A 25,383-nucleotide genomic window follows, 5' to 3' on the forward strand; every position below is an offset into this window, starting at 1 on the left:
TTGTCCCCCACCTACGACGTGATCGTCATCGGTCTCGGCGGCATGGGCAGCGCCGCCGCCCACCACCTGTCCGCGCGGGGCGCCCGGGTGCTCGGCCTCGAGAAGTTCGGCCCGGTGCACAACCGTGGCTCCAGCCACGGCGGTTCCCGGATCACCCGGCAGTCGTACTTCGAGGACCCGGCGTACGTGCCGCTCCTCCTGCGCGCCTACGAGCTGTACGAGGACCTCGAGCGGGCCACCGGCCGGGACATCGCCCTCCTGTGCGGGGGCGTGATGGTCGGCCGCCCCGACTCGTGGACCGTCTCGGGTTCGCTGCGCTCGGCGCGCGAGTGGGACCTGCCGCACGAGATGCTGGACGCCCCGGAGATCCGCCGCCGTTTCCCGACGCTCACCCCGGCGGACGACGAAGTCGCTCTGTACGAGGCCGGGACCGGTCTCCTCCGCCCCGAGAACACGGTCGCCGCCCACCTCCAGCTCGCCACCCGGCAGGGTGCCGACCTGCACTTCGACGAGCCGATGACCCGCTGGGAGCCGTACCGGGACGGCGTGCGCGTGCACACCGCCGAGAACACCTACACCGCCGCCCGGCTGGTGGTCTGCCCGGGCGCGTGGGCACCGCGGCTGCTCACGGACCTCGGAGTGCCGTTCACGGTCGAGCGCCAGGTCATGTACTGGTTCCAGCCGAGGAACGGCATCAGGCCCTTCCTCCCCGAGAAGCACCCCGTCTACGTCTGGGAGGACGCGTCCGGCGTCCAGGTCTACGGCTTCCCGGCCATCGACGGCCCCGACCACGGTGCCAAGGTCGCCTTCTTCCGCAAGGGGCGGGCCACGACCCCGGAGACCATCGACCGCACCGTGCACGACGACGAGGTCGAGGCCATCTCCGATCACCTGTCCGGCCAGGTCCCCGATCTGCCCGGGACCTTCCTCAAGGCCGCGACCTGCATGTACACCACCACCCCGGACGAGCACTTCGTCATCGCCCGCCATCCCGCGCACCCCGACTCGGTGACCGTGGCCTGCGGATTCTCCGGGCACGGCTTCAAGTTCGTGCCGGTCGTCGGCGAGATCCTGGCCGACCTGGCCCTGACCGGTACCACCGCGCACCCCATCGGTCTCTTCGACCCCGCCCGCCCCCAGGCTCGGCTTCGCTCGAGCGGGGACACCCCCACCGCCGCCGCGCCCGCCCGAGGAGCACGCACGTGACGACGATTCCCCTTTCCAGCCCCAGCCTCCTCGCGACTCTGCCGGGCCGCTACTACACCGACCCGGAGATCTTCCGCCAGGAGCAGCGTCACGTCTTCGAGTCGATGTGGTTCTGCGCCGTCCGCAGTGCCGACCTGGACCGGCCCGGCGCCTTCCGCACGGTGCAGGTCGGCCGCGAGAACGTCATCATCACGCGCACCCGCGCGGGCGGGTTGCGCGCTTTCCTCAACATCTGCCGGCACCGCGGGGCCCGGCTGTGCCTGGAGGAGTCCGGGCAGGTGCGCCGCAACCTGCGGTGTCCCTACCACGCGTGGACGTACGACCTCGACGGCAGGCTGGTCGCCGCGCCCAACCTGACGAAGATGCCGGACGTCGACCGTGCCGCGTACGGACTGGTGCGGGTCGCCCTGCGCGAGTGGCTCGGCTATGCGTGGGTGTGCCTGGCCGACACTCCGCCCTCCTTCGAGGAGACGGTGCGGGGCGCGGCCGTCGAGCGGCTCGGCGACCCGGCCGCGATCGAGCACTACGGGGCCGAGAACCTCACGCTCGGGCGGCGCGTCGGGTACGACGTGCGGGCCAACTGGAAGCTGATCGTCGAGAACTTCATGGAGTGCTACCACTGCGCGACCATCCACCCCGAACTCACCGACGTCCTCCCGGAGTTCGCCCGCGGCTACGCGGCGCAGTACTACGTGGGCCACGGCGCCGAGTTCGGCGAGGGGGTGAAGGGCTTCACGGTCGACGGCAGCGAGGGCTTCGGCAGACTGCCCGAGGTGCCGGAGGGCCAGGACCGCCGCTACTACGCCATCACCGTCAAACCGACGGTCTTCGTCAACCTCGTACCGGACCATGTGATCCTGCACCGCATGTTCCCGCTCGCCGAGGACCGCACGGTCGTCGAGTGCGACTGGCTGTACGCCCCGGACGTCGTGGCGTCGGGGGCGGACCTGTCACGGTCGGTGGAGTTGTTCCACCGGGTCAACACGCAGGACTTCGCGGCCTGCGAGCGGACCCAGCCGGCCATGTCGTCGCGGGCCTACCGCGCGGGCGGGGTGCTGGTGCCGGCCGAGCACCACATCGGGGTCTTCCACGAGTGGCTTCTGGAACGGCTAGGCGAGTGACTGGCTGGGCCGCTTGAACATCCGGGTCGCCGTGATCTCGCTGTGCACCGTCTCGCCCTCACCCGCCGGAGTCGGCTGGGGCAGCCCCGGCCTCAGGTGCTCCTCCACGCTGATGTACTTCAGCCCGGCCCTGAGGTCGGCGTCGTTGCGCAGCCGGATGACCAGCGGGAACTCGGCCAGGGCGGTCGTGTCGAACAGGCCGGTGGTGTACAGCAGCTGTACGCCGAGCGCGTCGGAGACGGCCCGCTGGAGCTCCAGCAGGTAGGCGGCGTTGGCGCGGCCGATGGGGTTGTCGAGGAACAGGGTGCCGGCGTGGCGGTGCCGGTCGTGGCCCCGGTCGTTGCTGCGGAGCGCGGCCATCGTGCAGTACAGGGCGATGGCCGCGGTGAGCAGCTGGCCGCCGGAGAAGACGTCGCCCATCTGGCCGACGGGGACGCGCTCGGCGCGCAGCACGGCGTCGGGCTTGAGGATCTCGACGGCCACCCCCTTGGGCGCCAGGGCGGCCGCGACGCCGCGCAGCAGCAGGGACATGCCGTCGCGGCGCAGGTCGGAGTTCTTCTTCACGGCAGCGCGGGTGGCCTCGTCGACGACCTCGCCGAGCCGCTCGGTGAGGGTGGCCTGGTCGGGTTCCTCGAAGCGGATGCGCAGGAACTCCTGCCCGGACCATTCGCCGAGGCCCTCCGGCAGGCGGGAGAGCCGCTGGGCGGAGCGCAGCGTGGCCAGGGCCGACTCGACCAGGCCGCGCAGCCGGTCCACGATCGAATCGCGGTTGCGCTCCAGTTGCGCCAGTTCGTCGGTGAGGACGCGGAGTCGGGGCGCGAAGGCGTCCGCCCACTTACCGGCGTGCTCGGGCAGCGCGGAGGCGGGCAGCTCGCGGATCTGCTGGCGTGCGGGGGTGCGGACCTGCTCGTAGCGGGTCGAGTTCGCGTGCCGGACGAGTACGTCGCTCGCCTCGCGTACGGCCGCCTCGGCGGCGGACAGGTCGGCGGCGCAGCCGCGCAGTGAGCGGCGGGCCTCGGCGGCGGACCGGCGGGCGTCCTCCAGCCCGCCCGGGTAGGGCTCGGGCTCCTCCTGCTCTTCCTCGGACGCCTGCTCGCGCAGCAGGTCGCGGAGCAGGGCGGCGATCTCGTCGAAGCCTCCGGCCGCGTCCTCGGCGGCCCGGTGCGCGTCGAGGAGTTCGGTGTGCGCCTCGCGGGCCTGGGCGAGCGCCTCGGTGCGGGATGCGAGTTCGGCGGTGGCCGTGCGCAGCAGGGTCTGGGCGTGTTCGGCGTCGCGCGGGATCAGTTCCCCGGGGAGTTCGGTGTGGGCGTCGCCGTCCTCGGGCGCGTGCCGTTCGGCCTCGCCGCGCAGCCGGCCGAGCTGTTCGCTCGCGCTCGACATGCGGGTCTCCAGGAGCTGGACCAGCTCCTCGGCTCGGGCGACGGCGGCCTGCCGGGACGGTCCGTCGGAGCCGTCGGGCGACTCCAGCAACTGCCCGGCCCGGGTGCGGACCTTGTTGCTGAGCCGGTCGAGCTCGGCGCGCGCCGTGCTCTCGTCGCTCTCCGCGCGGGCCTGCTCGGCGCGGAGATCGGCGCCGACGCCGACCTTCTCGTACACCTGGGATGCGGCGCGGTAGGCCTCGCGGAGGGCCGGCAGGGACGCCTTCGGCGTCTGGGCGTCGTCCTCGGGTACGTCGTCGGGGGCGCCCGCGATCTCGGAACGCTCGGCGCGCAGTGCGCGGGCGGTGCGGCGGGCGTCGTCGGCGGCGCGCTGGGCGGCGCGGCGGTCCTCGTCGGCGGCGCGGGCCCGTTCCAGGCAGGCCTGGGCGCGGGCCTCGGCCTCGGCGCCCTCGTCGGCGAGTTCGCGGAGGCCGGCCTGCCAGCCGGCGCGCTCGCGCAGCCGGAAGGCGAGTCCGGCGAGGGCGTCGGCGGCACGGCGGGCCTTCTGCGCGGCCTCCTGACGCTCGTCCCGCAGCCGTACGGCTTCGGCGGCACTCTCCTCCGCCTCGGCCCGCACGGTGCGCGCCTCGGTCAGCTCGGCCTCGGTCTCCTCCGCGAAGGCGCGTGCCTCCTCGGCGGTGCGCGCCAGTTCGGCGAGGCGTCCGGCGGGGCAGCCGGCGCGCCAGGAGGCGAGCCGCGCCGCCAGTTCCCGGTCCTTGCCGAGCCGGGCGGCGAGGGTGCGGATCTCCTCGTCCCGCTCCGTCGCCCGCGCGCGCAGCGCGTGCCGCTCCTCGTCGGCGGCGTGCTCGTCGTGCATGGCGGGGTTCGGCGGTACGAGGAAGACGTCCCCAAAGCCGGTGCCGGGGGCCGGGGTGGGCGCCAGCAGAGCGGCGGCGGTGCCGACGGCGACGGCGGAGCGCGGCAGCAGGGCCGCGTCGCCGAGGACGTCGCGGGCGCGGGTGTGCGAGTCCGGGTCGGTGATGATGACGCCGTCGACCAGTTCGGGCCGGGCGGCCAGCACGCGCGCGTGGTCGGCGGGGTCCACGGCCTGCGCGAGATAGCGCCAGCCGGGCAGGGCGGGGATGCCGTGCTCGCCGAGGAACTCCACGGTGGCCAGCACGTCCGGGCCGGGCGGCAGGAGTCCGCCGTCACCGAGCGCGCCGAGGATGCGCGCGTCGTCGGCGGCGGCGGTGCGCAGCTCGAACAGCTGGCGTTCGGCGGAGGAGACGGTGCCGTCGAGCAGCTCGCGCAGCTCGTCGGCGAAGCGGTCGAGTTCCTCGGGGGTCAAGGCGCCGTCGGGGGCCTTGGGTGCGGCGGCCCGATCACGGCCGGTGTCCTGGCGGGGGCGCGGGATACCCGGGCGGGGCTCGGCGGCCAGGCCGAGCAGTTCCACGAGTCGTTCCTCGGCCGCCAGCGCCTCGGCCGTCCGGCGCTCCGCCTCGTGGGCGCGCTCGGCCGCGGTGGCCGCGTCCGCCGCGCGGGCCGCCGTCAGTTCGGCGCGGCTCTCCGCGGCGGCCGCCTCGCGCGCGTACTCCGTGGCCCGGCGGGCCGCCTCACGGGCGGTGTCCCAGGCCGCGACGGTCGTCTTCTCGGCGTCGCTGGCGGCGAGGGCGGCACGGGCGGGGTCGGCGTCGGGCGCGCTGTCGTCGAGCCAGCCGGCGCGGACCGCCTCGGCGGTCTCCTGCTCGACCTCGGTGAGGCGCTGGCGCAGGTGCCCGGCCTCGCTGCGGGCACGCTGCGCCTCGGTGGCGGCGGTGGTGGAGTCCCGGTGCGCGGCGTCGCTGACCTCCTGGAGCGCCGCGGACCGCTCCTCCTCCTCGTTGGCGTGGTGCTCGGCCCTCCCGGCCGCCGCGTGCAGGGCGCGGACGAGGTCGACGGCGGCCTTGGCGCGGGCCGCGAGCGCGGGGGCCGCGTCCCGCTCGGCCTCCTGGATGGCGGCGGACACGCGGGCGACGCGGTCGGCGGCGACGCGGTGGCGCAGGACGGCCTCGGCGGCCTGCCAGGCGGAGTGCAGGGTGCGCGCGTCGGCGAGTTCACGCTTCTGCGCGGCGGCCGACTTCTCGGCCGCGGCCAGGGCCAGCGAGGCGTGCCGGTAGGCGAGTTCGGCGGCGATGAGACCGCTGCGGTCACGGGCCGACTCGGCGTGCGTGACGGCGTACGCGGCGGCGGTGACCCGCTGGGCGAGGTCGCCGGCCCGGGCGCGCTCCTGGGCGCCGCGGGCGGAGAGCCGGCGGGCCAGGGTCCTGGTCCGGCGTTCGGCGGCGGTGTGGATGTCCCGCGCGCGGGTGCGGGATTCGGCGGCGTCGACGATCCGGCCGAGGAGGTCGACGGACCCGGCGGTGAAGTCGCGTTCGGCGATCAGCTCGGCGCGCCGGCCCAGCTTGTTGCCGAAGCCGCCGACCAGGTCGGCGAGTCCGTCGGTGTCGCGGGTGTCGGTGACGGCGCGCAGCAGCAGATCGGTGAAGTCGGAGTCCTTCTTGACCGCGAAGAGGCCGGCGGCCTCGCCCTCGTCGGCGTTCATCTCGCGCTGGTAGCGGAAGAGTTCGGGGTCGAGTCCCAGGTCGCCGAGGTGCTCGATCCAGCGGTCGTGGATCTCCTCCCAGTACACCTCCAGGTGCGGGTACGCCTTGCCGGCCTCGGTGAGCGCGTCCCGGAAGCCCTTCATGGTGCGGCGCCGGCCCTGGGCCCCGGACGCGCCCTCGACGGGCGGGCGTACGGCGGTGGCCTCGGCGACGGGCAGGTTGTCCAGGGTCAGCCCGGGGCCGGGCCGGAAGGAGTACCAGGCCTCGGCGAACTTCCGGGGGTCGCCCGAGACCTGCCGCCCGCGCCACTCGCTGACCTTGCCGACGACGACGCATTCGCCGGTCTGCACGTGTTGCCACTCCAGTGCCACGTGTCCGCAGTCGTCGGCGAGCAGGAACTTGCGCAGCACTCCGGAGCTGGCGCCGCCCAGGGTGTTGCGGTGGCCGGGCAGCATCACGGAGAAGATCAGCTTGAGCAGGACGGACTTGCCGCCGCCGTTCTCCAGGAAGAGCACGCCGGCGGGTGCGGGCCGGCGCGGCGGGCCGACGGGCTCCTCCTCGAAGAACTCCGCCTGGGTGGGCGCGGGGTCGGGCACGGGCTCGCCCACACCGCGCAGGTCAAGCACGGTGTCGGCGTAGCGCGCACCGGCGGGCCCGATGGAGTAGAGGCGGACCCGGGACAGCTCGTACATGGCGGACTCTCGTAAGTCTTCGTGAAAGTGGGGTGCGGGGGGGGCGTGGGCGGTGTCAGGAGGAATGGAACGGCAGCCCGGCGTCGGCGACCAGCTCCAGGTCGTCCGTCTCGTCCGCGGGCAGCAGCGTCGCCGTGCCGTCGGTCACCGGGACGACGCCCAGGTCCAGCAGCTCGGCCATGGCGGCGCTGCCCGCCATGTCGCGCACCTGGAGCTGGTAGCGGGCCGTCGTGCGGTACGTGCCGCCGTTGTCGTCGCCGGTGCGCTGGAGGAAGCCGGACTCGGTGAGGAACGCGGCGGCCTTGCCGACGATGCCGGTGGTGGAGCCGGGGAGTCTGCGCGCGTCCTTGGTGGCGCCGGTCGCGCTGCGGCGGGCCCAGATCCGCCAGGCGGCCTCCAGGCCCGGGGCGTCGGTGGCCGGGTCGGTGTTCTCGCCCTGCTGTTCGGCCCGCTCCTCCAGTCGCCGGCAGGCCTGGCGGACGAAGGCGTCCACGCCGTTGACCGTGACGCGGCCGATGTAGCCGTCGTCGGCGAGGTCCTCGGGGCGCGGGTAGGCCATCGCGGCGACGGCGAGGTGGGCGAGGCCGTGCAGGAAACGGTCGCCGGAGTCGGTGGCGGCGCGGCGCGCGTAGTCGCCCATGCGGACGGCGAACACCGAGTCCTCGGCTGCGGTCACGGCCATCCCCGCGCGCGGGGACACCTCCAGGACGATCAGCCCGAGGCCGGCCGCCACGGCGTCGGCGAGCCGGGCGAAGGGCGGGTCCTCGCGGTACCGGCGCAGCAGGTCGGCGTATTCCTGGTCGCGCGCGGGCAGGAGCTTGGGCTGGAGGCCGAAGGCGACGAGCCGCGCCGCGTCGGCGGCGTCGGCGGGCGTGACGGCCGCGGTGGCCGGCGCGGCACCCGCCTCCGGTTCGCTCCGGTCGACGTGCTCGGTCACGGTCGGTACTCCTCGCTGTGCTGGTGCCGCTGTTGATGCTGCTGCGGGTGCTGGTACGGCTGTGGCTGCCGGCGTCGGGGTGGGCACTGGCCCTGGTGCGGGGGTGGGCACTGGTGCTGACGTGTCCTCACGCCGCCTCCCGGTCCGCGGCCATCCCGGCCGCGTCCAGCAGTGCCGTGCCGACGATGAGGTCGGCGCCACCGAACTCGGGGTCGTCCAGCTCGGTGCCGTCGTCCACGGCGAACAGCAGCTTCGGCTCGCCCTGGCGGTAGGCGGTGCCCACCGGCGGGCTGGCCGCGTGGACGGCCAGCAGGGCGACGAGGTAGGGCAGCTCCGCGTCCCGGGCGCGGGCGTCGGCCAGCAGCCCCGACAGCCGGCGCGGGGCGTCGTGCGGCAGGTCGAGCAGTTCCATGGCCGCGGCGAGCTGCTCCTCGCTGAAGCGGCTGTCGTCCGGGGTCGCGATCAGGTCGGGTTCCGGCATCTCGGCGCCCAGGTGCTCCCGCTCCACGGGCGGGGTCAGGAGTATGTCGACGAGGTCACCGACCCGCACGGAGACGGGTGTGCGCAGACCGGTGCCGCGCGTGAAGAAGGCGTCGGTGACGCGCAGCGCCTCCTCCAGCGGCAACGGCAGTACGGGGGCGAGGAGATGGCCGTACAGGTCCAGGCCCGAGGTCGTCAGGGGGGTGGCGAAGGCCTGCCGGTCCTGTTCGGCCCGGAAGAGCGGGCCGGCCTCCAGGAGCCGGGACTGGAGCTGGGTGTGGCGGCGGATGCAGTCCTTGACGATGTCGACGAGTTCGGCCGCGCGGCGCTTGTGCTCGGGTTCCTCGGACTCGTCGCGTGCCTTGCGGATGTTGGTGAGGATCGCGTTCTCGTGGCGGTACCGGTCGGCGACGTGGTCCAGCGCCTCGGCGATCATGTCGGGGACGGCGCTCAGCCAGTCCACCGCGCGGACGTTGCGCCGGGTGGCGTCCAGGGCCTTGCGGAGGGTCTCCGAGTACTGCACGGTCCGGTACCGGGCCTGTTCGGCGGCCAGCTGGGCGTCGGCGAGCCGCCCGCGGCTGATCAGCACCTCGAGCTTGACCTCGGCGGCGATCTGGGCGCTGGTGACGTCGGTGTCGAGGGCGCCGACGAGGACGTTGACCGCTTCGTCGGTGGTGCGCAGGTAGACGGTGCCGCCCGGGCCGGGGACCTCCTCGAGGAGTTTGAAGTCGTAGTCGCGGCGCACGTAGGTGCCGTCCGGGCCGAACGTGCCGTACACCGCGCGGAAACCGCGGTCGACGCTGCCGACGTTGACCAGGTTCTCCAGGACCCAGCGGGCCACCCGTTCGTGCTCGGCGGCGGGGCGTTCCGGGGCCTGGGCGGCGACACGCGGGATCAGCCGGGCCACTATCTGGTCGTGGTCGGCGCCCGTGTCGAAGTCCATGTTGAGCGTGACGAGGTCGATGGCGGCGAGGGCGACCTCCGCCATGCCGTACACCGAGTACTCACCCGCGAGGTTGGCCTTGCGCGCGTCGAGGTCGTGCAACGGCGCCGTGCAGGCGAGCGCGCGCAGCCGCCGCGCCAGTCCCTCGTCGGCGGCCGGGCCCGGAGCAGGGCGCGGCCCCGCGCTGAGCTGGGGCGGAACGCTGTCCGTCGATGCAGGCGAAGTCACGGTGCACAGACTAGGTCCTCGGTCTGACAACGACCCAAACGGGCGCAGACGCACCACGGCGCGACCGCCGCCGCGGCGGCCTACCTCTCGTCCCCGACCCGCCGCAGGTAGACCTCCACGACCCGCTTGAGCGAGTTCTCCAGATACACCGCGAGCAGCCGCTCCGCCGTTTCCCGCTCACCGGTCTCCAGGGCCTCGAGGATCTCCGCGTTGCGTGCGATGTACGGCTCGTGGAGGCGCTGCGGGTCGTCCACGACGTGGAAGGCGAGGCGCAGTTCCGCGAAGACGCTGCGCATCAGCTCGTCCGTGCGTTCGCTGCCGGCGAGGGCCACCAGTTCCCGGTGGAAGTGGATGTTGGCCGTACTCACTGCTTTCCAGTCACCCTCGCGGGCGGATCGGCGTCCGTCCTCGACGGCCCCGGCGAGCCCGTCCAGGGCGTACGGCGGCTCGGCGAGGCCGCGGACGACGGCGCACTCGACGAGGGCGCGGGTGCGGTAGATGTCCTCGACGTCCTCGACGGTCAGGACGCGCACGAAGACGCCGCGGTTCAGCTCGTGGACGAGCAGGCGTTCGTGGGTGAGCAGCCGGAACGACTCCCGCAGCGTGTTGCGGGAGACACCGAGCGCGCCACCGATGCTGTCCTCCGACAGCCGGGTGCCCGGCGGGAAGTAGCCATCGGCGATACGGCTCCTGAGGATGTCCGAGACCCGCTCGGCCGTGCTGGTCCGCCCCAAGAGGGCGCGGTCGTCGGCCAGTCCCGTCAACTGCTCTGCCATGCCCGGAATTCAATCGCAGATACCAGAACGAAACAACATGGGTATCGAGGGATCGTTGAACGATCCCTGCGGGGGCTTCGGTCCTCTCGAAGAGCCCAGGGGGCGCCAACCGGCAGACCTGCGCCCCCAGGGCACCCGCCCTGTCACACAGCGGGCGCGTCCGGTCCGAAGCGGCTGCGTACGGCCGTCTGGACCTCGTCCTCCTCCGCGGGATCGGCGGCGAGCCGGCGCAGCCGTTCGACGACGCGGTTGTCGCCGGTCTCGGCATGGCGGGCGGCGATTTCCCGGGTGGTCTCCTCGCAGTCCCACAGGCACTCGATGGCGAACCCGGCGGCGAACGACGGGTCGGTGGCGGCCAGGGCACGGGCGGCCCGGCCGCGCAGATGGGACGAGGCGGTCTCGCGATAGACGTGGCGCAGTACGGGTGCGGCACAGGCGATGCCGAGCCGTCCGGTGCCGTCGACGAGGGTCCACAGGGTCGGCGCGTCGGGGCCTTCACCGCGCACCGCCTCCCGCAGCGCGGCGAGGACGAGGTCGCGGTCCTGCGCCGCGCCCCGGCAGGCGAGTACGCGCCCGGCCGCGGCGCCCAGGGCATCGGGCCGGTGGACCCAGCCGCGCGCCCGGTCGACGGCGGCGAGACTGCGCATGCGTTCGAAGGCGGAGACGGCGGCCTCCACGACCGGTGTCGAGCCGGTGGCCACGGCGCCCTCGATCAGGTCGAGGGTGTCCGGATCATTGCTGTCGGCGAGATACCGCAGGGCGGTGCAGCGGGCGCCCTCGCCGCCGGATCTCGCGGCCTCGACGATCTCGGACCGGTCCTCGGGGCCGGCGACGGCCATGAGGCACCGGGCGGCCGGCACATGGAGCGCGGCACCGCGTTCGAGACCCTGCTCGGCCCACTCGAACACGGCCCGCACACTCCAGCCGGGGCGCGGTCCGGGGGGGCTCATCTGCCGTTGCCAGCGGTCGAAGCAGCCCGTCTCCTGGGCGGCACGCACGCGGGTGGCGATCGATTCGCGCGGATCGTCGGCCCACAGGCGCCAGGGACGGGGTTCGAAGGCGTCGCGCACGGCGACGGCCAGCTCCGCGTCACCCTCGGCATCGCGCGGGAAGCGCGCCAGTACGGGCGCCGCCAGGGCACGCAGACCGGCGTCGTCGTCGCGCAGCGCCAGCTCGTCCAGGGCCCACGCCCAGTTGACGCCGTGGGCGGCGTACCTGCGCAGCAGTTCGAGCGCGTCCAGCCTGCCGTAGGAGGCGAGGTGGCCGAGGACCGCGAGGGCCAGCCCGGTGCGTGACTCGTCGGAGTCGAGGACGTCCTCGGGGTCGAAGAGGTGCGCCTCGATCGCGTCCAGCTCGCCGTTCAGGTCGAGGTAGAGGCGGGCGTAGTAGAGGGAGCGGTTCTCCACCTGCCAGTCGTGGCGGGGATCGTGCAGCACACAGTGGTTCAGAGCCGCGAGCGCTTCGGCGCGCGGGGCGGTGAGCGCGTGCAGCGTGCCGTCGCCGCGACCCCGCTGGAGCAGGCCGAGCAGCGTACCGCTGGGCGCTATGACCGGATCGAACATGGGAAACAGCCTCACATCAAGCGTCGACGCAACCGGGGAACACGCGTTACCTGGCCGTGTGCCCGCACGTCGGATCGCCCGCCGTCTCTTGCTTGCTGAAGACCATTTCCTCTGCCTCTCGTCGGTGGCCCTTGCGGACCGGTGTCACGGCCCGCGCGGTGCGGCAACATCTGCCCAGCCATCACGTCCGTGAACCACGTCGTCATGATGACCCGGCGGTCACATCTGCCGCGACCGAAATTTCGGCGGCCCTGTACCGCCTCCCCCGTTTTCAGTGTTTTCCCTGGTCAAAAAGTGTGGGGCGGGCCCGGAGCAGCCTCACGGCAGACCCGTGTCCACGCCCGGTCACTGCGCCCCGAACAGCTCCAGCAGCTCCGTCCGGGCGAACATCCGCGCCGTGTCGACGGCCGACGGGGTACCGGCGGCGGGGTCGGCTCCGGCTTCGAGGAGAGCCTTGGTCACTTCCGTTTCACCCTTGAAGGCGGCACCGGCGAGTGGCGTCTGACCCCGGTCGTTGACGCGGTCGGCCTCGGCGCCCCTGGACAGCAGCGCGCGCACCGTGTCGGCGTGGCCGTGGTAGGCGGCGAGCATGACGAGGGAGTCGCCGCGGTCGTTGGTGAGGTTGGCCGGAACGCCGGCGTCCACGTACGCCACCAGTTCCTCGGTCCGCCCCTGCCGGGCCAGATCGAAGATCTTGGTCGCCAGCTCCACGACCTCGGGGTCGGGGGCTTCACTCATCGGCCGGACCGCCTCTCACTACGAACGTCGAACGTCGGGGACTGCGTGTGCGCACGGACGCGAGCGGTGCGGCCGTGCGAGTGAATCGCCAGGGTACTGGCTCGCGCCGCACATGAGCCGATGTGCCCGAGGTAAAGATCGGTACCGACCCGGCCGGGCGCGGCCGTCCTGCTCAACCGGCCCGGCGTCCGCTCCGCCACGGGGGCCAATTCGGGGATATTTCCCCCATTTGCACCTTTTATCGTATGGATACATCCTGTGAGCCTGGAAGTACTCATGGTGACTGTCCCGCGAACCAGGAGAAATCACATGGTCCTCTCGATGTCAGGCGTGGTCCTGCTCGGCTGCGTCGTCTTCATCTTCTTCCGCAAGGACGGCCTCAAGGGCACCCACGCGCTGACCGCCGTCCTGTTCGGGTTCTACCTCTCGAGCACTGCCATCGCGCCGAGCATCAAGGCAGGCGGCGAGAGTCTGGCGGGCCTCCTCGGCGGGATCAGCTTCTGACGGCCCGCCTCCCCCGCCCGACGTCCGCACGTACGCACTTCCAGGAGGCAGCAGTGGCCCGGCGGCCCCTCCCCCGCATTCTGAGCAACGGCGGCGCACGGCTCGCCCGGAGCCGGGAGCTGGCCCGGACGGCGGCCGACAGCGCCGGCGACGTCCTCCAGCCGCTGATCACCATCGCCCGCGGCCTGCGCCGACTGGCCGCGGCCGGGCGGCGCAGATGGACCGGGACCCCCAAGGACAGGCGCGGTGGGGTGCTGTTCCTGGCGGCCTCGGTGGTCCTGGTCGTGGCGCTCGTGCCGTACGGTCCGCTGCTCGCCGTCATCTCCCTGATGGCGGCGGCGGCCTGGCAGGGCAGGGACCGCACTCCGCCGGCGCCGAAGGGCCCCGACGACGCCCAGACCGAGCGCCTGCGGTCGCTCTACGAGGCGCTGGTCCCGTACTTCTCGCTCGCCGAGGACCCCGAGCCCCTGTACGCCCACGGCGGCGCGTGGGAGAAGGCGTTCCCGGCGTACGAGTTCGACGACACCGGCCGCTTCGCCCACCTGGTGATCCGCTACCCCGCTTACTTCACCGACGGGGAGGCCGAGCCCCGGGCCCGGATCGAGCACCTGCTCGCCGCGAAGTCGGGCCGCGGCCGTGAGTACCGGTTCAGCTGGAACGAGGAGGCCAACCACCTCTCCGTCGACGTACTCGCGGCGCTGCCCACCGACATCGCCGCCCAGCGTTTCGTCACGGCGCCCGGCGAGACCGTCCTCGGCTTCACCGACCCGACCGGGGTCCAGCGCACCCTGCCGCTCACCCACGGCGAGGAGCGGCGGGACGTACCGCCGGTCGTCTGGCGCACGGGCATCCGCTCGACCGAGCCGCACCTGCTGGTCCTGGGGCAGCCCGGCACCGGCACGTCCACCCTGCTGCGCTCGGTCGCCCTTCAGGCGCTGCACCACGGCGACCTGCTGATCGTCGACGGCGGTGGCACCGGCGAGTACGCGTGCCTGACCGGCCGGGACGGCGTCCTGGCCGTCGAGTGCGGTCTCACCGGAGCTCTGACCAGCCTCGAGTGGGCCGCCCACGAGACGGAACGCCGGCTGATCTCCGTCAACCGGGCCCGCCAGGAGGGCCGGCCCGTGCCCGACGACACCAAGCGGCCGCTGTGGGTCTTCCTGGACCGGCCCAGCGCGTTCGCGCACCTGGCCGCCGCGGACGGCCGCAGGGACCCGCAGTCCCTGCTCCAGGTCCCGCTGCGGCACGGCCGCGCCGCGAACGTCACGATGGTCGTCGCCGACCAGCTGGACGCCCTGGACATCCTCAGTGACGCCGTACGGCAGCACACACGCGCGCGTGTCGTCCTCGGCCCGGCCACGGCGGACGAGCTGACGGCCGTGCTGGGCGCTCCCCCGCGCACCACTCCCGTCGACCAGGTTCCGCCCGGCCGGGGCTACGCCCGACTGGGCGCGGGCCCGGTGCACCGCCTGCAGGTCCCGGCCACCCCGGACCCGTACGACGACGCGACCAGCGACGCCCACCGGCAGGCGGTCCTCGACCTGCTTCCGCCGCGCACGACGCCCGCGGACGGTGAGCGGGCGCCCGTACCCGTGGAGGCGGAGGCGGAGAAGATCTCCACGAAGAAGCAGACCGCCCCGGCCGAGTCCGAGCCGGGGACGGCCGGGGCGGACCCCGAGCCGACACCGTTCGTGGGGGAAGCGGCGTCGGCCTCCCCGGCCCCGGTCCCGGCCAAGGCGGTCGCGGCCGAGACATCCTGACGAACCCCGGGCCGGGTCACCGCCCCGCCCGCCCGCAACGCGGCCGCCGGCTAGGCCACGAAGGTCCGCGGCGCCTCGCTCCCTGCGACGCCCCCGTTCTCCACCAGCCGGGCCGCCGCGGCCAGTCGTACCGCCGCCTCCTCCGCCACCGCGCCGCCGACGGTGAACGGCAGCCGGACGTACCCCTCGAAGGCCCCGTCGACCCCGAAGCGCGGTCCGGACGGAACCCGCACGCCCACGCGCTCCCCCGCCTCGGCCAGCCGGGAACCGGAGAGGCCCCCGGTCCTCACCCACAGGGTCAGCCCGCCTCGCGGCACCTCGAACTCCCACCCGGGCAGCTCCCGCCGCACCGCGGCCACCAGCTCGTCCCGGTTCTGCCGGGCCTGCTCGCGCCGCACCTGGACCGCCTGCTCCCAGCCGCCCGTGCTGAACAGCCAGTTCACGGCCAGCTGCTCCAGTACCGGTGTACCCAGGTCGGCGTACGCGCGCGCGGCGACCAGGCTGCGGATCACGTCGGGCGCGGCGCGGACCCAGCCGATGCGCATCCCCGCCCAGAAGGCCTTGCTGGCGGAGCCGACGGTGACGACCGTCGAGCCGGCCGGGTCGAAGGCGCACACGGGGCGCGGCATCTCGACCTCGTCCTCCAGCCACAGCTCGCTCATCGTCTCGTCGACCACGAGCACCGTCCCCGCCGACCGGGCCGCATCCACCAGCCGCCGCCGCTGGTCCTCGTCGGCGAGCGCGCCGGTGGGGTTGTGGAAGTCGGCGACGACGTAGGCGATACGGGGAGCGGCCTCGCGCAGCACCTGACGCCAGCGGTCCACGTCCCAGCCGTTCAGCCCCTCGGCCATCGCGACGGGGACCAGTCGCGCACCGGCCTCGCGCATCAGCTGGAGGATGTTGGCGTACGAGGGCGACTCCACGGCGATCCGCTCACCGCGCCCGCCGAAGAGATGGCAGATGGCGTCGATCGCGCCCATCGCCCCCGTGGTCACCATGATCTGCTCGGGCATGGTCGGGATCCCGCGCGCGGTGTAACGCTCGGCGATCATGGCCCGCAGCGCCTGCAGCCCGGCCGGGTAGTCGCCGTGCGTGTGCGCGTAGGGGGGAAGTTCCTCCAGGGCGCCCTGCACGGCCCGGGTGAGCCAGGGTTCGGGAGCGGGCAGCGCCGCGCAGCCGAGGTCGATCAACGAGCCGAGGGCCTCCGGCGGCAGCGGCTCCAGGCCGCGCGCCGGCAACGGGTTCCCGGCCGGGACGGCGGTCCAGCTGCCCGCGCCGCGCCGGGACTCCAGGAAGCCCTCGGCGCGCAGGGCCTCGTAGGCGGCTGCGACCGTGGTGCGACTGACGGTCAGGGAGAGGGCCAGTTCGCGTTCGGCGGGCAGCCGGGCGGCGACCGGCACGCGCCCTTCGAGCACCAGCAGCCGGATGCCGTCGGCGAGCGCGCGATAGGCGGGCGGGCGACGGGTGCCGGGCCCGGCGGGGCGGTCCTGCTGGGAACCGAGCAGCCGGGCGAGCTGACCCGCCCCCACGGCCGAGGTCCACTGCGGCATGAAAATCAGTCCACCTTCCCCGAATTGGCCATGGTTGACTCTCCTTCTCAAGCCACAGGGTGTCATGCAGCGGGCCACTACCACCACAGGGGGCGGACATGACCACGGAAACCGGGCAACGGCATCTCGCACGGCGGCTGACCCAGCTCTACGGCGGACTCGTGCTGTACGGCGCGAGTTCGGCGCTGCTGGTCCGGTCGGGACTCGGCCTGGAGCCGTGGAACGTCCTGCACCAGGGACTCGCGGAACGCACGGGCCTGTCGATGGGCGTGGTGCTGACGATCGTGGGCGCGGCGGTGCTGCTCCTGTGGATACCGTTGCGCCAGCGGCCGGGGCTCGGCACGGTCTCCAACGTGCTGGTGATCGGCGCCGCGATGGACGCGACGCTGGCCGTGGTGCCCGACGCCCACGGCTGGACGCCGCGCATCACGATGATGGTGGCGGGGATCGTCCTGAACGGCGCGGCGACCGGCTCGTACATCGCGGCACGGTTCGGTCCGGGCCCGCGCGACGGCCTGATGACCGGGCTGAACCGGCGCACGGGGTTGTCGGTGCGCCTGGTGCGCACGGCCGTCGAGATCACCGTGGTGGCCACCGGCTTCGCCCTCGGCGGCACGGTCGGTGTCGGCACCCTGCTGTACGCCGTGTCGATCGGCCCGCTCGCCCAGGTGTTCCTGCGCGTGTTCGCCGTGCCGTCGGCATCCGACGGCAGCACGGTGGTTGCCGCCGGTCAACCCCGGCGCGCGATACTGCGTCGGTGAGCACCGCGATACGCCACCCCTATCTGGACCATCCCGGCCCGATCCCCTTCGCCCACCGGGGCGGCGCGGCGGACGGCCTGGAGAACACCCTGCGGCAGTTCCGGCGCGCGGTCGAGGCGGGCTACCGCTACATCGAGACGGACGTCCACGCCACACGGGACGGGAAGCTCGTCGCCTTCCACGACGCGACCCTGGACCGGGTGACGGACGGGTCCGGGCGGATCGCCGACCTGCCCTGGGAAAGGGTGCGGCACGCGCGCGTGGCGGGCGAGGAGCCGGTGCCGCTCTTCGAGGAGCTCCTGGAGACGTTCCCCGGGGTGCGCTGGAACATCGACGTGAAGGCGGAGCCGGCGCTGCTTCCCCTCCTGGAGCTGATCGAGCGGACGAACACCTGGGACCGGATCTGCGTCGGCTCGTTCTCCGAGGCACGCGTGGTCCGCGCCCAGCGGCTGGCCGGCCCGCGCCTGGCCACGTCGTACGGCACCCGGGGCGTCCTCAACCTGCGGCTGCGGTCCTGGGGCTTCCCGGCCGCGCTGCGCCGTTCGGCGGTGGCGGCGCAGGTGCCCGAGGCCCAGTCGGGCTTCCAGGTGGTGGACCACCGCTTCCTCCGCACCGCCCACGCGCGCGGGCTCCAGGTGCACGTCTGGACGGTCAACGATCCCGGTCGCATGCACCGGCTCCTGGACCTGGGCGTGGATGGCATCATGACCGATCACATCGACACACTGCGCAAGGTCATGGAGGACCGCGGCGTCTGGGTCTGAGACCGTCCGGGACTCTCCGGCACCGTCCGGGGCCGTCGGCCGAACCCCCGGGACGTCGCGCGTTCACGGGGAAGCGAGGGCACGGGTGGGCACCGACACCCTGCGGACGGACTCGGCCGACGGGGCCGCCGACCGGCGGCGCGAACAGCGCGGCTGGTATTTCTACGACTGGGCGTGCTCGGTCTACTCGACGAGCGTGCTCACCGTGTTCCTGGGACCCTATCTGACCTCGGTCGCCGAGTCGGCGGCGGACCCGGACGGATACGTGCACCCGCTGGGCATACCGGTGCGGGCCGGCTCCTTCTTCGCCTACTCGGTGTCCCTCTCGGTGATCGTGGCGGTGCTGGTGATGCCCCTGGTGGGGGCCGCCGCCGACCGCACGGGCCGCAAGAAGCCGCTGCTGGCCGCCGCCGCGTACACCGGGGCGGTGGCGACGACCGCCATGTTCCTCCTCGACGGCGACCGCTACCTCCTGGGCGGTCTGCTCCTGGTGGTCGCCAACGCCGCGCAGTCCGTGGCGATGATGCTCTACAACTCCTACCTGCCCCAGATCGCCCCGCCCGAGGAACGCGACGCGGTCTCCTCGCGCGGCTGGGCCTTCGGCTACGCGGCCGGGGCGCTGGTCCTGGTCGCGAACCTGATCCTCTACACCGCCCACGACTCCTTCGGGCTGACCGAGAGCGCGGCGGTCCGCATCTGCCTGGCGTCGGCCGGCCTGTGGTGGGGCGCCTTCGCCCTCATCCCGCTGCGGAGGCTGCGGGACCGCCGGGCTCCCGTGCGGGAGGCCGCCGTGCCCGGGTTCCGGCAGCTCGCCGCGACCGTCCGCGACATGCGCCGCCGCCCGCTGACGCTGGCCTTCCTGCTGGCGTACCTCGTCTACAACGACGGCATCCAGACGGTGATCTCCCAGGCCTCGGTCTACGGCTCCGAGGAGCTGGACCTGGGTCAGTCCACGCTGATCGTGGCCGTCCTGCTGGTCCAGTTGCTGGCGGTCGCCGGCGCGCTGGCGCTGGGCCGGCTGGCGCGGACGTACGGGGCGAAGCGCACGATCCTCGGCTCGCTGGTCGCCTGGACCGTCACTCTCGGGGCCGGGTACTTCCTGCCGGCCGGGGCTCCGGTGTGGTTCTTCGTGCTGGCGGCCGGGATCGGGCTGGTCCTGGGCGGCAGCCAGGCACTGTCCCGCTCCCTGTTCTCGCACCTGGTCCCGCCCGGCAAGGAGGCCGAGTACTTCTCGGCGTACGAACTCAGCGACCGCGGCATGAGCTGGCTGGGCCCGCTGTTGTTCGGGCTCACCTACCAGCTGACCGGGAGCTACCGGGACGCGATCATCTCGCTGGTGGCGTTCTTCGTCATCGGTTTCGCGCTGCTCGCGCGGGTTCCGGTACGGCGGGCGATCGCCGACGCGGGCAATCCGGTACCCGAAAGGATTTAGCACTCGGCGCGAAAGAGCTGTAGTGTACGCGTTTGGCCTGCCAGGCGTACCGTTACTGCGCGTCAATGGTGCCGAAACGCTATGCCGCCTCTGTCAGCAGAGGTGACAAACCGGACGTCGGCGGGTACTGCACTGGTTGCAAGGCTGCGGCTGCGACGGCGACGCAGGGCCCGGATCGGGAGTCGGGACGGGAATCTTTACCGCCGCCCGGACGTTGACCGGATGACGACGACAGCGACACCTGTCCTGTGGGCGACAAGCCCGGGAGGCACGATTCATGAGTGAGCGAGCTCTTCGCGGCACGCGCCTCGTGGTGACCAGCTACGAGACGGACCGCGGCATCGACCTGGCCCCGCGCCAGGCCGTGGAGTACGCATGCGAGAAGGGGCATCGATTCGAGATGCCCTTCTCGGTCGAGGCGGAGATCCCGCCGGAGTGGGAGTGCAAGGTCTGCGGGGCCCAGGCACTCCTGGTGGATGGCGACGGCCCTGAGGAGAAGAAGGCCAAGCCCGCGCGTACGCACTGGGACATGCTGATGGAACGGCGCACCCGCGAGGAACTCGAAGAGGTCCTCGAGGAGCGGCTGGCCGTTCTGCGCTCCGGCGCGATGAACATCGCGGTGCATCCGCGAGACAGTCGCAAGAGTGCGTAGCGGGAAACCGTAAGCAGCACGACCGAACACCGCGGGTGCCGTACGTGGACTTCACGTACGGCACCCGCGGTTTTTGTGCGTGCCGGGCCGGGTGGCCGGGGCCGGGCGCGTCGGGGCCGGGTCCGTCGGTCAGCGCGTCAACGGGGGGCGGGGGCCCTGGGGAGCGTCGTCCGGGTCGTCCCGTATGACCTCGCCCTGGACGACCTTGCCGTCCGGGCGGTGCATGCGGGCCTGGCGGAAGGCGTCGCCGAGGGTGCCCGGGCCGGCCTCGCGGAGCTTGCGCTCCACCGTCCGCTCCGCGTAGCGGCTCACGGCCTTCTGCACCGGGGGCAGCAGCATGAGCAGGCCCAGCGCGTCCGAGATCAGGCCGGGGAGTATCAGGAGCAGCCCGCCCAGCATCATCAGGCCGTTGCCCTCGCTGTTCGGACGGGCCTCGGGCAGCACACCGGCCTGCTGCTCCTGCAGGGTCCGGGTGAGGTTCCTAAAGGCCCTGCGCCCCGCCCGCTTGATGACCACGGAGCCGAGGACGAGGCCCGCCACCAGCAACAGGAAGACCACGAACCCGCTGGACGCCCCCGCGACAACGGTCAGCAGCCAGATCTCCAGCACGAGCCAGGCGGCGACGCCCAGCGGCAGGAACGTGCGCAGGCGGGAGCGTGGGGGCCGGGCGGGGGACCTGGGGGTCTGGGCGCCAGTCGTCATACCCCCAGTGTGCCTGGCCCCGGCTCAGCGCGGGATAAGGGGATGATCAGGCGTTCCTGTCGGGCCTCTGTACCGACCTGTCGGCGGCCTCCCCGGTCGAATCCGTCGGCTCGGCCGCCTCTTCCGCCGCCTCACCCGGCTTCAGGGTCGGCGCGGCGGGCTTCTGCATCGGCCTGGTCGTCGGACCGCCGGGTGCCCTGCCGGGCTGCCGGTCGCGGCCCAGGACCTTGCCGACCCGCTCCCCCACACCCCACGTGGTGACCCGCCACAGCGCCTCCACGAGGATGTCGCGGCTCATCTTGGAGTCGCCGAGTTCGCGCTCGACGAACGTGATCGGCACCTCGACGACGTGGTATCCGGCCTTGATCGCCCTGCGGGCGAGGTCGACCTGGAAGCAGTAGCCCTGGGAGGAGACATCGTCCAGGCCCAGCCCCTCCAGGGTCTCCCGGCGGAAGGCGCGGTAGCCGCCGGTGATGTCGCGCAGCGGCAGGTCGAGGGCGATGCGCGAGTACATGCTGCCGCCGCGGGAGATGAACTCGCGGGACTTGGGCCAGTTCACCACCCGGCCACCGGGCACCCAGCGGGAGCCGAGCACCAGGTCGGCGCCCTTGAGGGCGGTCAGCAGGCGGGGCAGTTCCTCCGGCTGGTGGGAGCCGTCGGCGTCCATCTCGATCAGCACGCCGTAGCCGTGCTCCAGGCCCCAGCGGAAGCCCGCGAGGTAGGCGGCTCCCAGGCCCTCCTTGCCCTTGCGGTGCAGGACGTGGACGTGGTCGTCCTCGGCGGCGAGTTCGTCGGCGAGCTTGCCGGTGCCGTCGGGGCTGTTGTCGTCGGCCACGAGAACGTGCGCCTGGGGCACCGCCTCGCGCACGCGCGCGACGATCGCCTTGATGTTCTCCGCCTCGTTGTAGGTCGGAATGATCACCAAGGCCGTGCCCAGGGGTCCGAACCGCCTCCCCTGCCCCGCTGCCGCGGGCGTCCCGTCGCCGTCGTTCACCGCTGTCCCTTCATGTCCATACGCAGAGGACCACCATAATGGCCGCGGCCTGCGATGACGTGACAGGACGTTCGTATGGTGGTGTCCTTTCCACAAGAGCCGGGTAGGGATGCCTGTTTCGGACCGTTCCGCGGCGGATGGGGGCCCGGCGCCCTTCGGGCCGACCAGGGACCCGCTGGCTGCGGGTCGACCGAAAGCCGTTGTCTACTGAGCGCCCGGGCCCCACCCGGGTCACACCTCCCGACCGGCCGGAACGTCCCCCCGTCACGGCGCGAACGCTGAGCCTGGCTCCCAGTGGCGGTGCCCCGGTGCGGCACACCGTCCCTGACCCAGCGGCGCCGCGACGCGTGCGCGGAAGGTTCCCCGGTCGGGCGTCCGGTGGTGGACTCCGCCGAACCTACCGGCCCCCCGCCGCCGCCTGTCAACAGCCGTTCGACCTGCGACGTCTGTGGCAACGCCCAGGTCAGCGCGGAGGACGCGCAGGACGCGCAGGTCGTACGCGGGAGAAGATCATCGCCCCGTCGGGGGTGGAGATCACTCGCCCGGCCCTACGTGGACCGTCCGGCCGCCCACCACCGTACGCAGGCAGACGGGCAGGTTCCGGCCCGGGGTCAGATCGGGCAGGCCGGGGGTGCCGGAGCGGGGGTCGGTGGACCAGCGCGCGACCCGGTCGTCGGGGGCCTGGACCACCAGCTCGTCCGTACGCCACACGGCGTAGTCCGCGGGCGCGCCCGGCACCAGGACACCCCCGTCGTCGCGTCCGATCGCCCGCCAGCCGCCGCGCGTATGCGCCGTGAAGGCCGCGCGGACGGAGACGCGGTGCTGCGGTGTGCGGTGGAAGGCGGCGGCCCGTACGGTGCCCCACGGGTCGAGAGGCGTGACCGGGCTGTCGGAGCCGAAGGCGAGCGGGACACCGGCGCGCAGCAGGGCCGCGAAGGGGTTGAGGGTGCGCGCCCGCTCGACGCCCAGGCGCTGGGCGTACATGCCGTCCTCGCCGCCCCACAGCGCGTCGAAGGCGGGCTGGACGGAGGCGGTCAGACCCAGCTCGGCGAAGGCGGCGACCGTCTCGGGGGTGAGCATCTCCGCGTGCTCGACGCGGTGCCGGGCGGCGCGGACACGGGCGAGGCCGAGCTTGTCGGCGGCGGCCCGCACGCCCTCCACGACGGTGGTCACCGCGGCGTCGCCGATGGCGTGGAAGCCCGCCTGGAGGCCGACTTCGGTGCAGGCGACCACGTGGGCGGCGACCGCGGCGGCGTCCAGGTGGGCGGTGCCGGTGTGGCCGGCGTCCGCGTACGGCTGGTGCAGGCAGGCGGTGTGCGAACCGAGGGCGCCGTCCACGAAGAGGTCGCCGGCGGCGCCGATCGCGCCCAGCTCCCTCGCCTTGTCGACGTCCTGCTCGGCCCAGTACCCGATCACGCGCGGCACGCCCCCCTCGGCCGCCAGGCGGAGCAGCCCCGTGAGGTCGTCCTCGGAGGAGATCTCCGGTCCTGCGCATTCGTGAACGGTGCCGATGCCCACGGAGGCGGCGTGCGCGAGTGCGGCGCGCTGGGCGTCGGTGCGCTGGGCGGGGGTGACGGCACCGAGGGCGGCGGCGCGCACGGCGTGGTGGGCGTCGCCGGTGAGCGGGCCGTCCACGCGGCCGGCGTCACCGGGGACCAGGTCGAGCAGTGCGGTGGTGACGACGGCCGAGTGGACATCGATACGACTGAGGTAGAGGGGGCGACCGCCGGTGGCCTGGTCCAGTTCGGCGCGCGTCGGGGGGAGGCCGTCGGGCCAGCGGGAGGCGTCCCAGCCGTGGCCGAGCAGGACGTGGTCGTCCGGGCGGGCCGCGGCGAAGTCCCGCACGAGGGCGAGGGCAGCCTCGCGGGTGGGGGCACCGGAGAGGTCGAGGCCGGTGAGGGCGAGGCCCGTGGAGGTGGTGTGCACATGTGCGTCGGTGAACGCCGGGGTGACCAGGGCGCCGTCCAGGTCGATCACCTCGTCCACGCCGTCCGCGAAGGCGTCCGCGGCGCCCTCGGAACCGACCCAGGCGACCTGGCCGCGTTCGACGACCATCGCCGTCGCGAAGGGGTCGGCGGGACTGTGGACCTCGCCGCGGCGCAGCAGGACGGTCGTGGACGGGGCGGTGGACTCACTCATGGCACCAGTCTCGCCCCTCGCGCGGACCGCCCGGCACGCGGGGCGGCGTGCGGCCGCACCCGGCTGCCGGGGGCACCGGGTCCCCGGCAGCCGGTCAGATCCGCGGCGGCCGGGACTCGTACGGCGTCGACAGGACCACGGTGGTCCGAGTCGACACCCCGGCGAGGGAGCGCACCCGGGCGAGGAGTTCCTCCAGCTCGTGCGGGGTGGACACGCGCACCTTGAGGATGTAGTTCTCGTCGCCCGCCACGCTGTGGCAGGCCTCGATCTCGGGGACGCCGGCCAGGCGGTCCGCGATGTCGTCGGGGGCGCTGGGGTCGAACGGTTTCACCGAGATGAAGGCGGTCATCGGCAGCCCGACGGCCTCCGGGTCGACGACCGCGGCGTACCCGCGGATGACACCACGCTGCTCCAGCCGCCGCACCCGCTGGTGCACGGCCGAAGTGGACAGGCCCGTGGCCTTGCCCAGGTCTGTGTAGCTCATCCGCCCGTCCTTGACGAGCAGCTGCACGATCTGTCGGTCCAGCTCCTCCATGGCGCAAGAACCTACAGTGCGGTTGATCTCCTCGGATACCTGAGCAGCCCAGGTCATGCCCGCTTCGTGATGTGACGGGGCGACGGCCGCCGGCCGAGCGGGGACAAATCAGCCGGACGGGGCACCCGCGGGCGGCATGTGACGAACACCACAGCTTTCGAACAGCCTCCGTGATGTTCTCGTGATTACCCCGGAGGGGGGACGGGAAGTGCTTGCTGTGGTCGAGGCCGCAGTGCCGTCACGGCCCAGCCCGAGGGGGAGAATCCCATGCAGAGTCTTAAGCGCCCTGGTCGTACCGCGCCCAAGCGGCAGCAGCCGGTCGTCGAGCCCGTATCGGAGGGTGTCGAACCCGACGCCTACGACGACGAGGAACTCGACGCCTACGACACCTTGGAGATGTACCGGGTGATCTGCCCGGACTGTGCGCAGCCCATCGCCCTGCTGGCGGACGAGGCGGTGTTGCCGGAGCACGCGCTGTGCGCCTCGCCGTGGAACCCGTTCGGGCTCACGGTCTGCGTCGGCACCGGCCGCCGGGCCACCGAGGCCCGCCCCGCGGACGAGTCGTTCCAGCCCCATGAGCAGGACACCGCCCTGCTGTTGACGCTCCCGCGGGGCCTCGACTGGCGGACCCAGCCCTTCTCCCACGTCGGCGGCCCGGGTTCGCGCCCGATGCGCGTGCCGACGATGCGACGCCGGGCGGCCTAGCCTCCGCCCGGCCGGACGGGCCCCGGGTCCCGCCGTCCTCGAACGGCGTCGCTCGATTCCGTCGGGCCACCCGCGCCACGGCCACAGGTGCCGTGGCGCGGTTCGGGGTGCCGCCCGGGCGGGGGCGGACCGGCGTGGGCGGACGGCGCGTCGGACCGGCGTGGGCGGACGGCGCGTCGGACCGGCGTGCGGCAGACGGCACGTCCGGGCCGCGCACGGCAACAGCGGCTCGCTGCCGGACGTCTACGAACCCACGCTCGAT

20 protein-coding genes are annotated in these 25,383 nt (G+C 73.3%); 9 read left to right on the plus strand and 11 right to left on the minus strand.

Translation table 11 applies throughout. The features are described from left to right. Positions 1-1,206 (plus strand): N-methyl-L-tryptophan oxidase, encoded by a 1,206-nt coding sequence (gene solA / locus RM812_RS24790; protein WP_311575728.1) that lies wholly within the window; start codon positions 1-3, stop codon positions 1,204-1,206. After that, on the plus strand, positions 1,203-2,327 hold the full coding sequence (locus RM812_RS24795) for an aromatic ring-hydroxylating oxygenase subunit alpha (protein WP_311575731.1): 1,125 nt from the start codon (positions 1,203-1,205) through the stop codon (positions 2,325-2,327). The genes solA and RM812_RS24795 overlap by 4 nt, the downstream gene beginning before the upstream one ends. Here the strand turns inward: RM812_RS24795 and RM812_RS24800 are convergent. From RM812_RS24800 to RM812_RS24825, 6 genes are all read right to left on the minus strand, one after another. Continuing rightward, positions 2,316-6,959: a hypothetical protein gene (locus RM812_RS24800; protein WP_311575733.1), complete on the minus strand. Its 4,644-nt coding sequence runs from the start codon at positions 6,957-6,959 to the stop codon at positions 2,316-2,318. The two genes, RM812_RS24795 and RM812_RS24800, sit on opposite strands and share 12 nt — an antisense overlap. A 55-nt stretch (positions 6,960-7,014) precedes the next feature. Continuing rightward, positions 7,015-7,896: a hypothetical protein gene (locus tag RM812_RS24805; protein WP_311575736.1), complete on the minus strand. Its 882-nt coding sequence runs from the start codon at positions 7,894-7,896 to the stop codon at positions 7,015-7,017. Between the two features lie 127 nt (positions 7,897-8,023). Further along, positions 8,024-9,547, minus strand: coding sequence for a hypothetical protein (locus RM812_RS24810; RefSeq protein WP_311575740.1), 1,524 nt, complete (start codon positions 9,545-9,547; stop codon positions 8,024-8,026). Positions 9,548-9,627: 80 nt separating this feature from the next. Continuing rightward, the gene (locus RM812_RS24815; RefSeq protein ID WP_311575743.1) at positions 9,628-10,323 is read right to left on the minus strand and encodes a GntR family transcriptional regulator; all 696 of its coding nucleotides are present in this window, start codon (positions 10,321-10,323) and stop codon (positions 9,628-9,630) included. 143 nt (positions 10,324-10,466) lie between these two features. Then, positions 10,467-11,885, minus strand: coding sequence for a HEAT repeat domain-containing protein (locus RM812_RS24820; protein WP_311575746.1), 1,419 nt, complete (start codon positions 11,883-11,885; stop codon positions 10,467-10,469). Between the two features lie 345 nt (positions 11,886-12,230). Beyond that, positions 12,231-12,623, minus strand: coding sequence for an ankyrin repeat domain-containing protein (locus RM812_RS24825; RefSeq protein WP_311575748.1), 393 nt, complete (start codon positions 12,621-12,623; stop codon positions 12,231-12,233). A gap of 309 nt (positions 12,624-12,932) precedes the next feature. On the opposite strand from RM812_RS24825, the gene RM812_RS24830 reads away from it, so the two are divergent. Further along, complete coding sequence (locus RM812_RS24830) at positions 12,933-13,127, plus strand: hypothetical protein (RefSeq protein WP_311575751.1); 195 nt, start codon at positions 12,933-12,935, stop codon at positions 13,125-13,127. Between the two features lie 53 nt (positions 13,128-13,180). After that, the gene (locus tag RM812_RS24835; protein ID WP_311575754.1) at positions 13,181-14,887 is read left to right on the plus strand and encodes a P-loop NTPase family protein; all 1,707 of its coding nucleotides are present in this window, start codon (positions 13,181-13,183) and stop codon (positions 14,885-14,887) included. Between the two features lie 50 nt (positions 14,888-14,937). Here the strand turns inward: RM812_RS24835 and RM812_RS24840 are convergent, their stop codons facing one another. Beyond that, positions 14,938-16,437, minus strand: coding sequence for an SCO1417 family MocR-like transcription factor (locus RM812_RS24840; protein ID WP_311575757.1), 1,500 nt, complete (start codon positions 16,435-16,437; stop codon positions 14,938-14,940). Positions 16,438-16,535: 98 nt separating this feature from the next. Here RM812_RS24840 and yczE point away from each other — a divergent pair, with 98 nt between their 5' ends. The 4 genes from yczE to RM812_RS24860 all read left to right on the plus strand — a co-directional run bounded on the left by yczE (position 16,536) and on the right by RM812_RS24860 (position 20,046). Further along, positions 16,536-17,198, plus strand: coding sequence for a membrane protein YczE (gene yczE, locus RM812_RS24845; RefSeq protein WP_311575760.1), 663 nt, complete (start codon positions 16,536-16,538; stop codon positions 17,196-17,198). Then, positions 17,195-17,962 (plus strand): glycerophosphodiester phosphodiesterase, encoded by a 768-nt coding sequence (locus RM812_RS24850; RefSeq protein ID WP_311575763.1) that lies wholly within the window; start codon positions 17,195-17,197, stop codon positions 17,960-17,962. The genes yczE and RM812_RS24850 overlap by 4 nt, the downstream gene beginning before the upstream one ends. 85 nt (positions 17,963-18,047) lie before the next feature. After that, positions 18,048-19,394, plus strand: coding sequence for an MFS transporter (locus RM812_RS24855; RefSeq protein WP_311575766.1), 1,347 nt, complete (start codon positions 18,048-18,050; stop codon positions 19,392-19,394). Between the two features lie 277 nt (positions 19,395-19,671). Next, complete coding sequence (locus RM812_RS24860; RefSeq protein ID WP_003977404.1) at positions 19,672-20,046, plus strand: RNA polymerase-binding protein RbpA; 375 nt, start codon at positions 19,672-19,674, stop codon at positions 20,044-20,046. Between the two features lie 129 nt (positions 20,047-20,175). Here RM812_RS24860 and fxsA read toward each other — a convergent pair whose 3' ends face one another. From fxsA to RM812_RS24880, 4 genes are all read right to left on the minus strand, one after another. Next, complete coding sequence (gene fxsA / locus RM812_RS24865; RefSeq protein ID WP_311575880.1) at positions 20,176-20,748, minus strand: FxsA family membrane protein; 573 nt, start codon at positions 20,746-20,748, stop codon at positions 20,176-20,178. A 46-nt stretch (positions 20,749-20,794) separates the two neighbouring features. Continuing rightward, positions 20,795-21,742: a polyprenol monophosphomannose synthase gene (locus RM812_RS24870; protein ID WP_311575882.1), complete on the minus strand. Its 948-nt coding sequence runs from the start codon at positions 21,740-21,742 to the stop codon at positions 20,795-20,797. A gap of 534 nt (positions 21,743-22,276) precedes the next feature. Further along, positions 22,277-23,881 carry an amidohydrolase gene (locus tag RM812_RS24875; protein ID WP_311575884.1) on the minus strand — a complete coding sequence of 535 codons (1,605 nt, stop codon included), beginning with the start codon at positions 23,879-23,881 and terminating at the stop codon, positions 22,277-22,279. Positions 23,882-23,975: 94 nt separating this feature from the next. Further along, positions 23,976-24,416 carry an Lrp/AsnC family transcriptional regulator gene (locus RM812_RS24880; protein ID WP_142196567.1) on the minus strand — a complete coding sequence of 147 codons (441 nt, stop codon included), beginning with the start codon at positions 24,414-24,416 and terminating at the stop codon, positions 23,976-23,978. A 267-nt stretch (positions 24,417-24,683) separates the two neighbouring features. Here RM812_RS24880 and RM812_RS24885 point away from each other — a divergent pair, with 267 nt between their 5' ends. Next, a complete protein-coding gene (locus tag RM812_RS24885; RefSeq protein ID WP_311575890.1) occupies positions 24,684-25,121 on the plus strand; it encodes a hypothetical protein in 438 nt (145 codons plus the stop codon). Positions 25,122-25,383 lie beyond the last annotated feature (262 nt).

It is taken from the genome of Streptomyces lancefieldiae, from assembly GCF_031845825.1.
Taxonomy (GTDB): Bacteria; Actinomycetota; Actinomycetes; order Streptomycetales; family Streptomycetaceae; genus Streptomyces; species Streptomyces lancefieldiae.

Excerpts from the sequence above, each read along its gene's own strand:
- RM812_RS24800 (WP_311575733.1), bottom strand. The coding sequence starts at position 6,959 with ATGTACGAGCTGTCCCGGGTCCGCCTCTACTCCATCGGGCCCGCCGGT.
- RM812_RS24815 (WP_311575743.1), bottom strand. The coding sequence starts at position 10,323 with ATGGCAGAGCAGTTGACGGGACTGGCCGACGACCGCGCCCTCTTGGGG.
- RM812_RS24820 (WP_311575746.1), bottom strand. The coding sequence starts at position 11,885 with ATGTTCGATCCGGTCATAGCGCCCAGCGGTACGCTGCTCGGCCTGCTC.
- RM812_RS24825 (WP_311575748.1), bottom strand. The coding sequence starts at position 12,623 with ATGAGTGAAGCCCCCGACCCCGAGGTCGTGGAGCTGGCGACCAAGATC.
- RM812_RS24830 (WP_311575751.1), top strand. The coding sequence starts at position 12,933 with ATGGTCCTCTCGATGTCAGGCGTGGTCCTGCTCGGCTGCGTCGTCTTC.
- RM812_RS24840 (WP_311575757.1), bottom strand. The coding sequence starts at position 16,437 with ATGCCGCAGTGGACCTCGGCCGTGGGGGCGGGTCAGCTCGCCCGGCTG.
- yczE (WP_311575760.1), top strand. The coding sequence starts at position 16,536 with ATGACCACGGAAACCGGGCAACGGCATCTCGCACGGCGGCTGACCCAG.
- RM812_RS24860 (WP_003977404.1), top strand. The coding sequence starts at position 19,672 with ATGAGTGAGCGAGCTCTTCGCGGCACGCGCCTCGTGGTGACCAGCTAC.
- fxsA (WP_311575880.1), bottom strand. The coding sequence starts at position 20,748 with ATGACGACTGGCGCCCAGACCCCCAGGTCCCCCGCCCGGCCCCCACGC.
- RM812_RS24875 (WP_311575884.1), bottom strand. The coding sequence starts at position 23,881 with ATGAGTGAGTCCACCGCCCCGTCCACGACCGTCCTGCTGCGCCGCGGC.
- RM812_RS24880 (WP_142196567.1), bottom strand. The coding sequence starts at position 24,416 with ATGGAGGAGCTGGACCGACAGATCGTGCAGCTGCTCGTCAAGGACGGG.
- RM812_RS24885 (WP_311575890.1), top strand. The coding sequence starts at position 24,684 with ATGCAGAGTCTTAAGCGCCCTGGTCGTACCGCGCCCAAGCGGCAGCAG.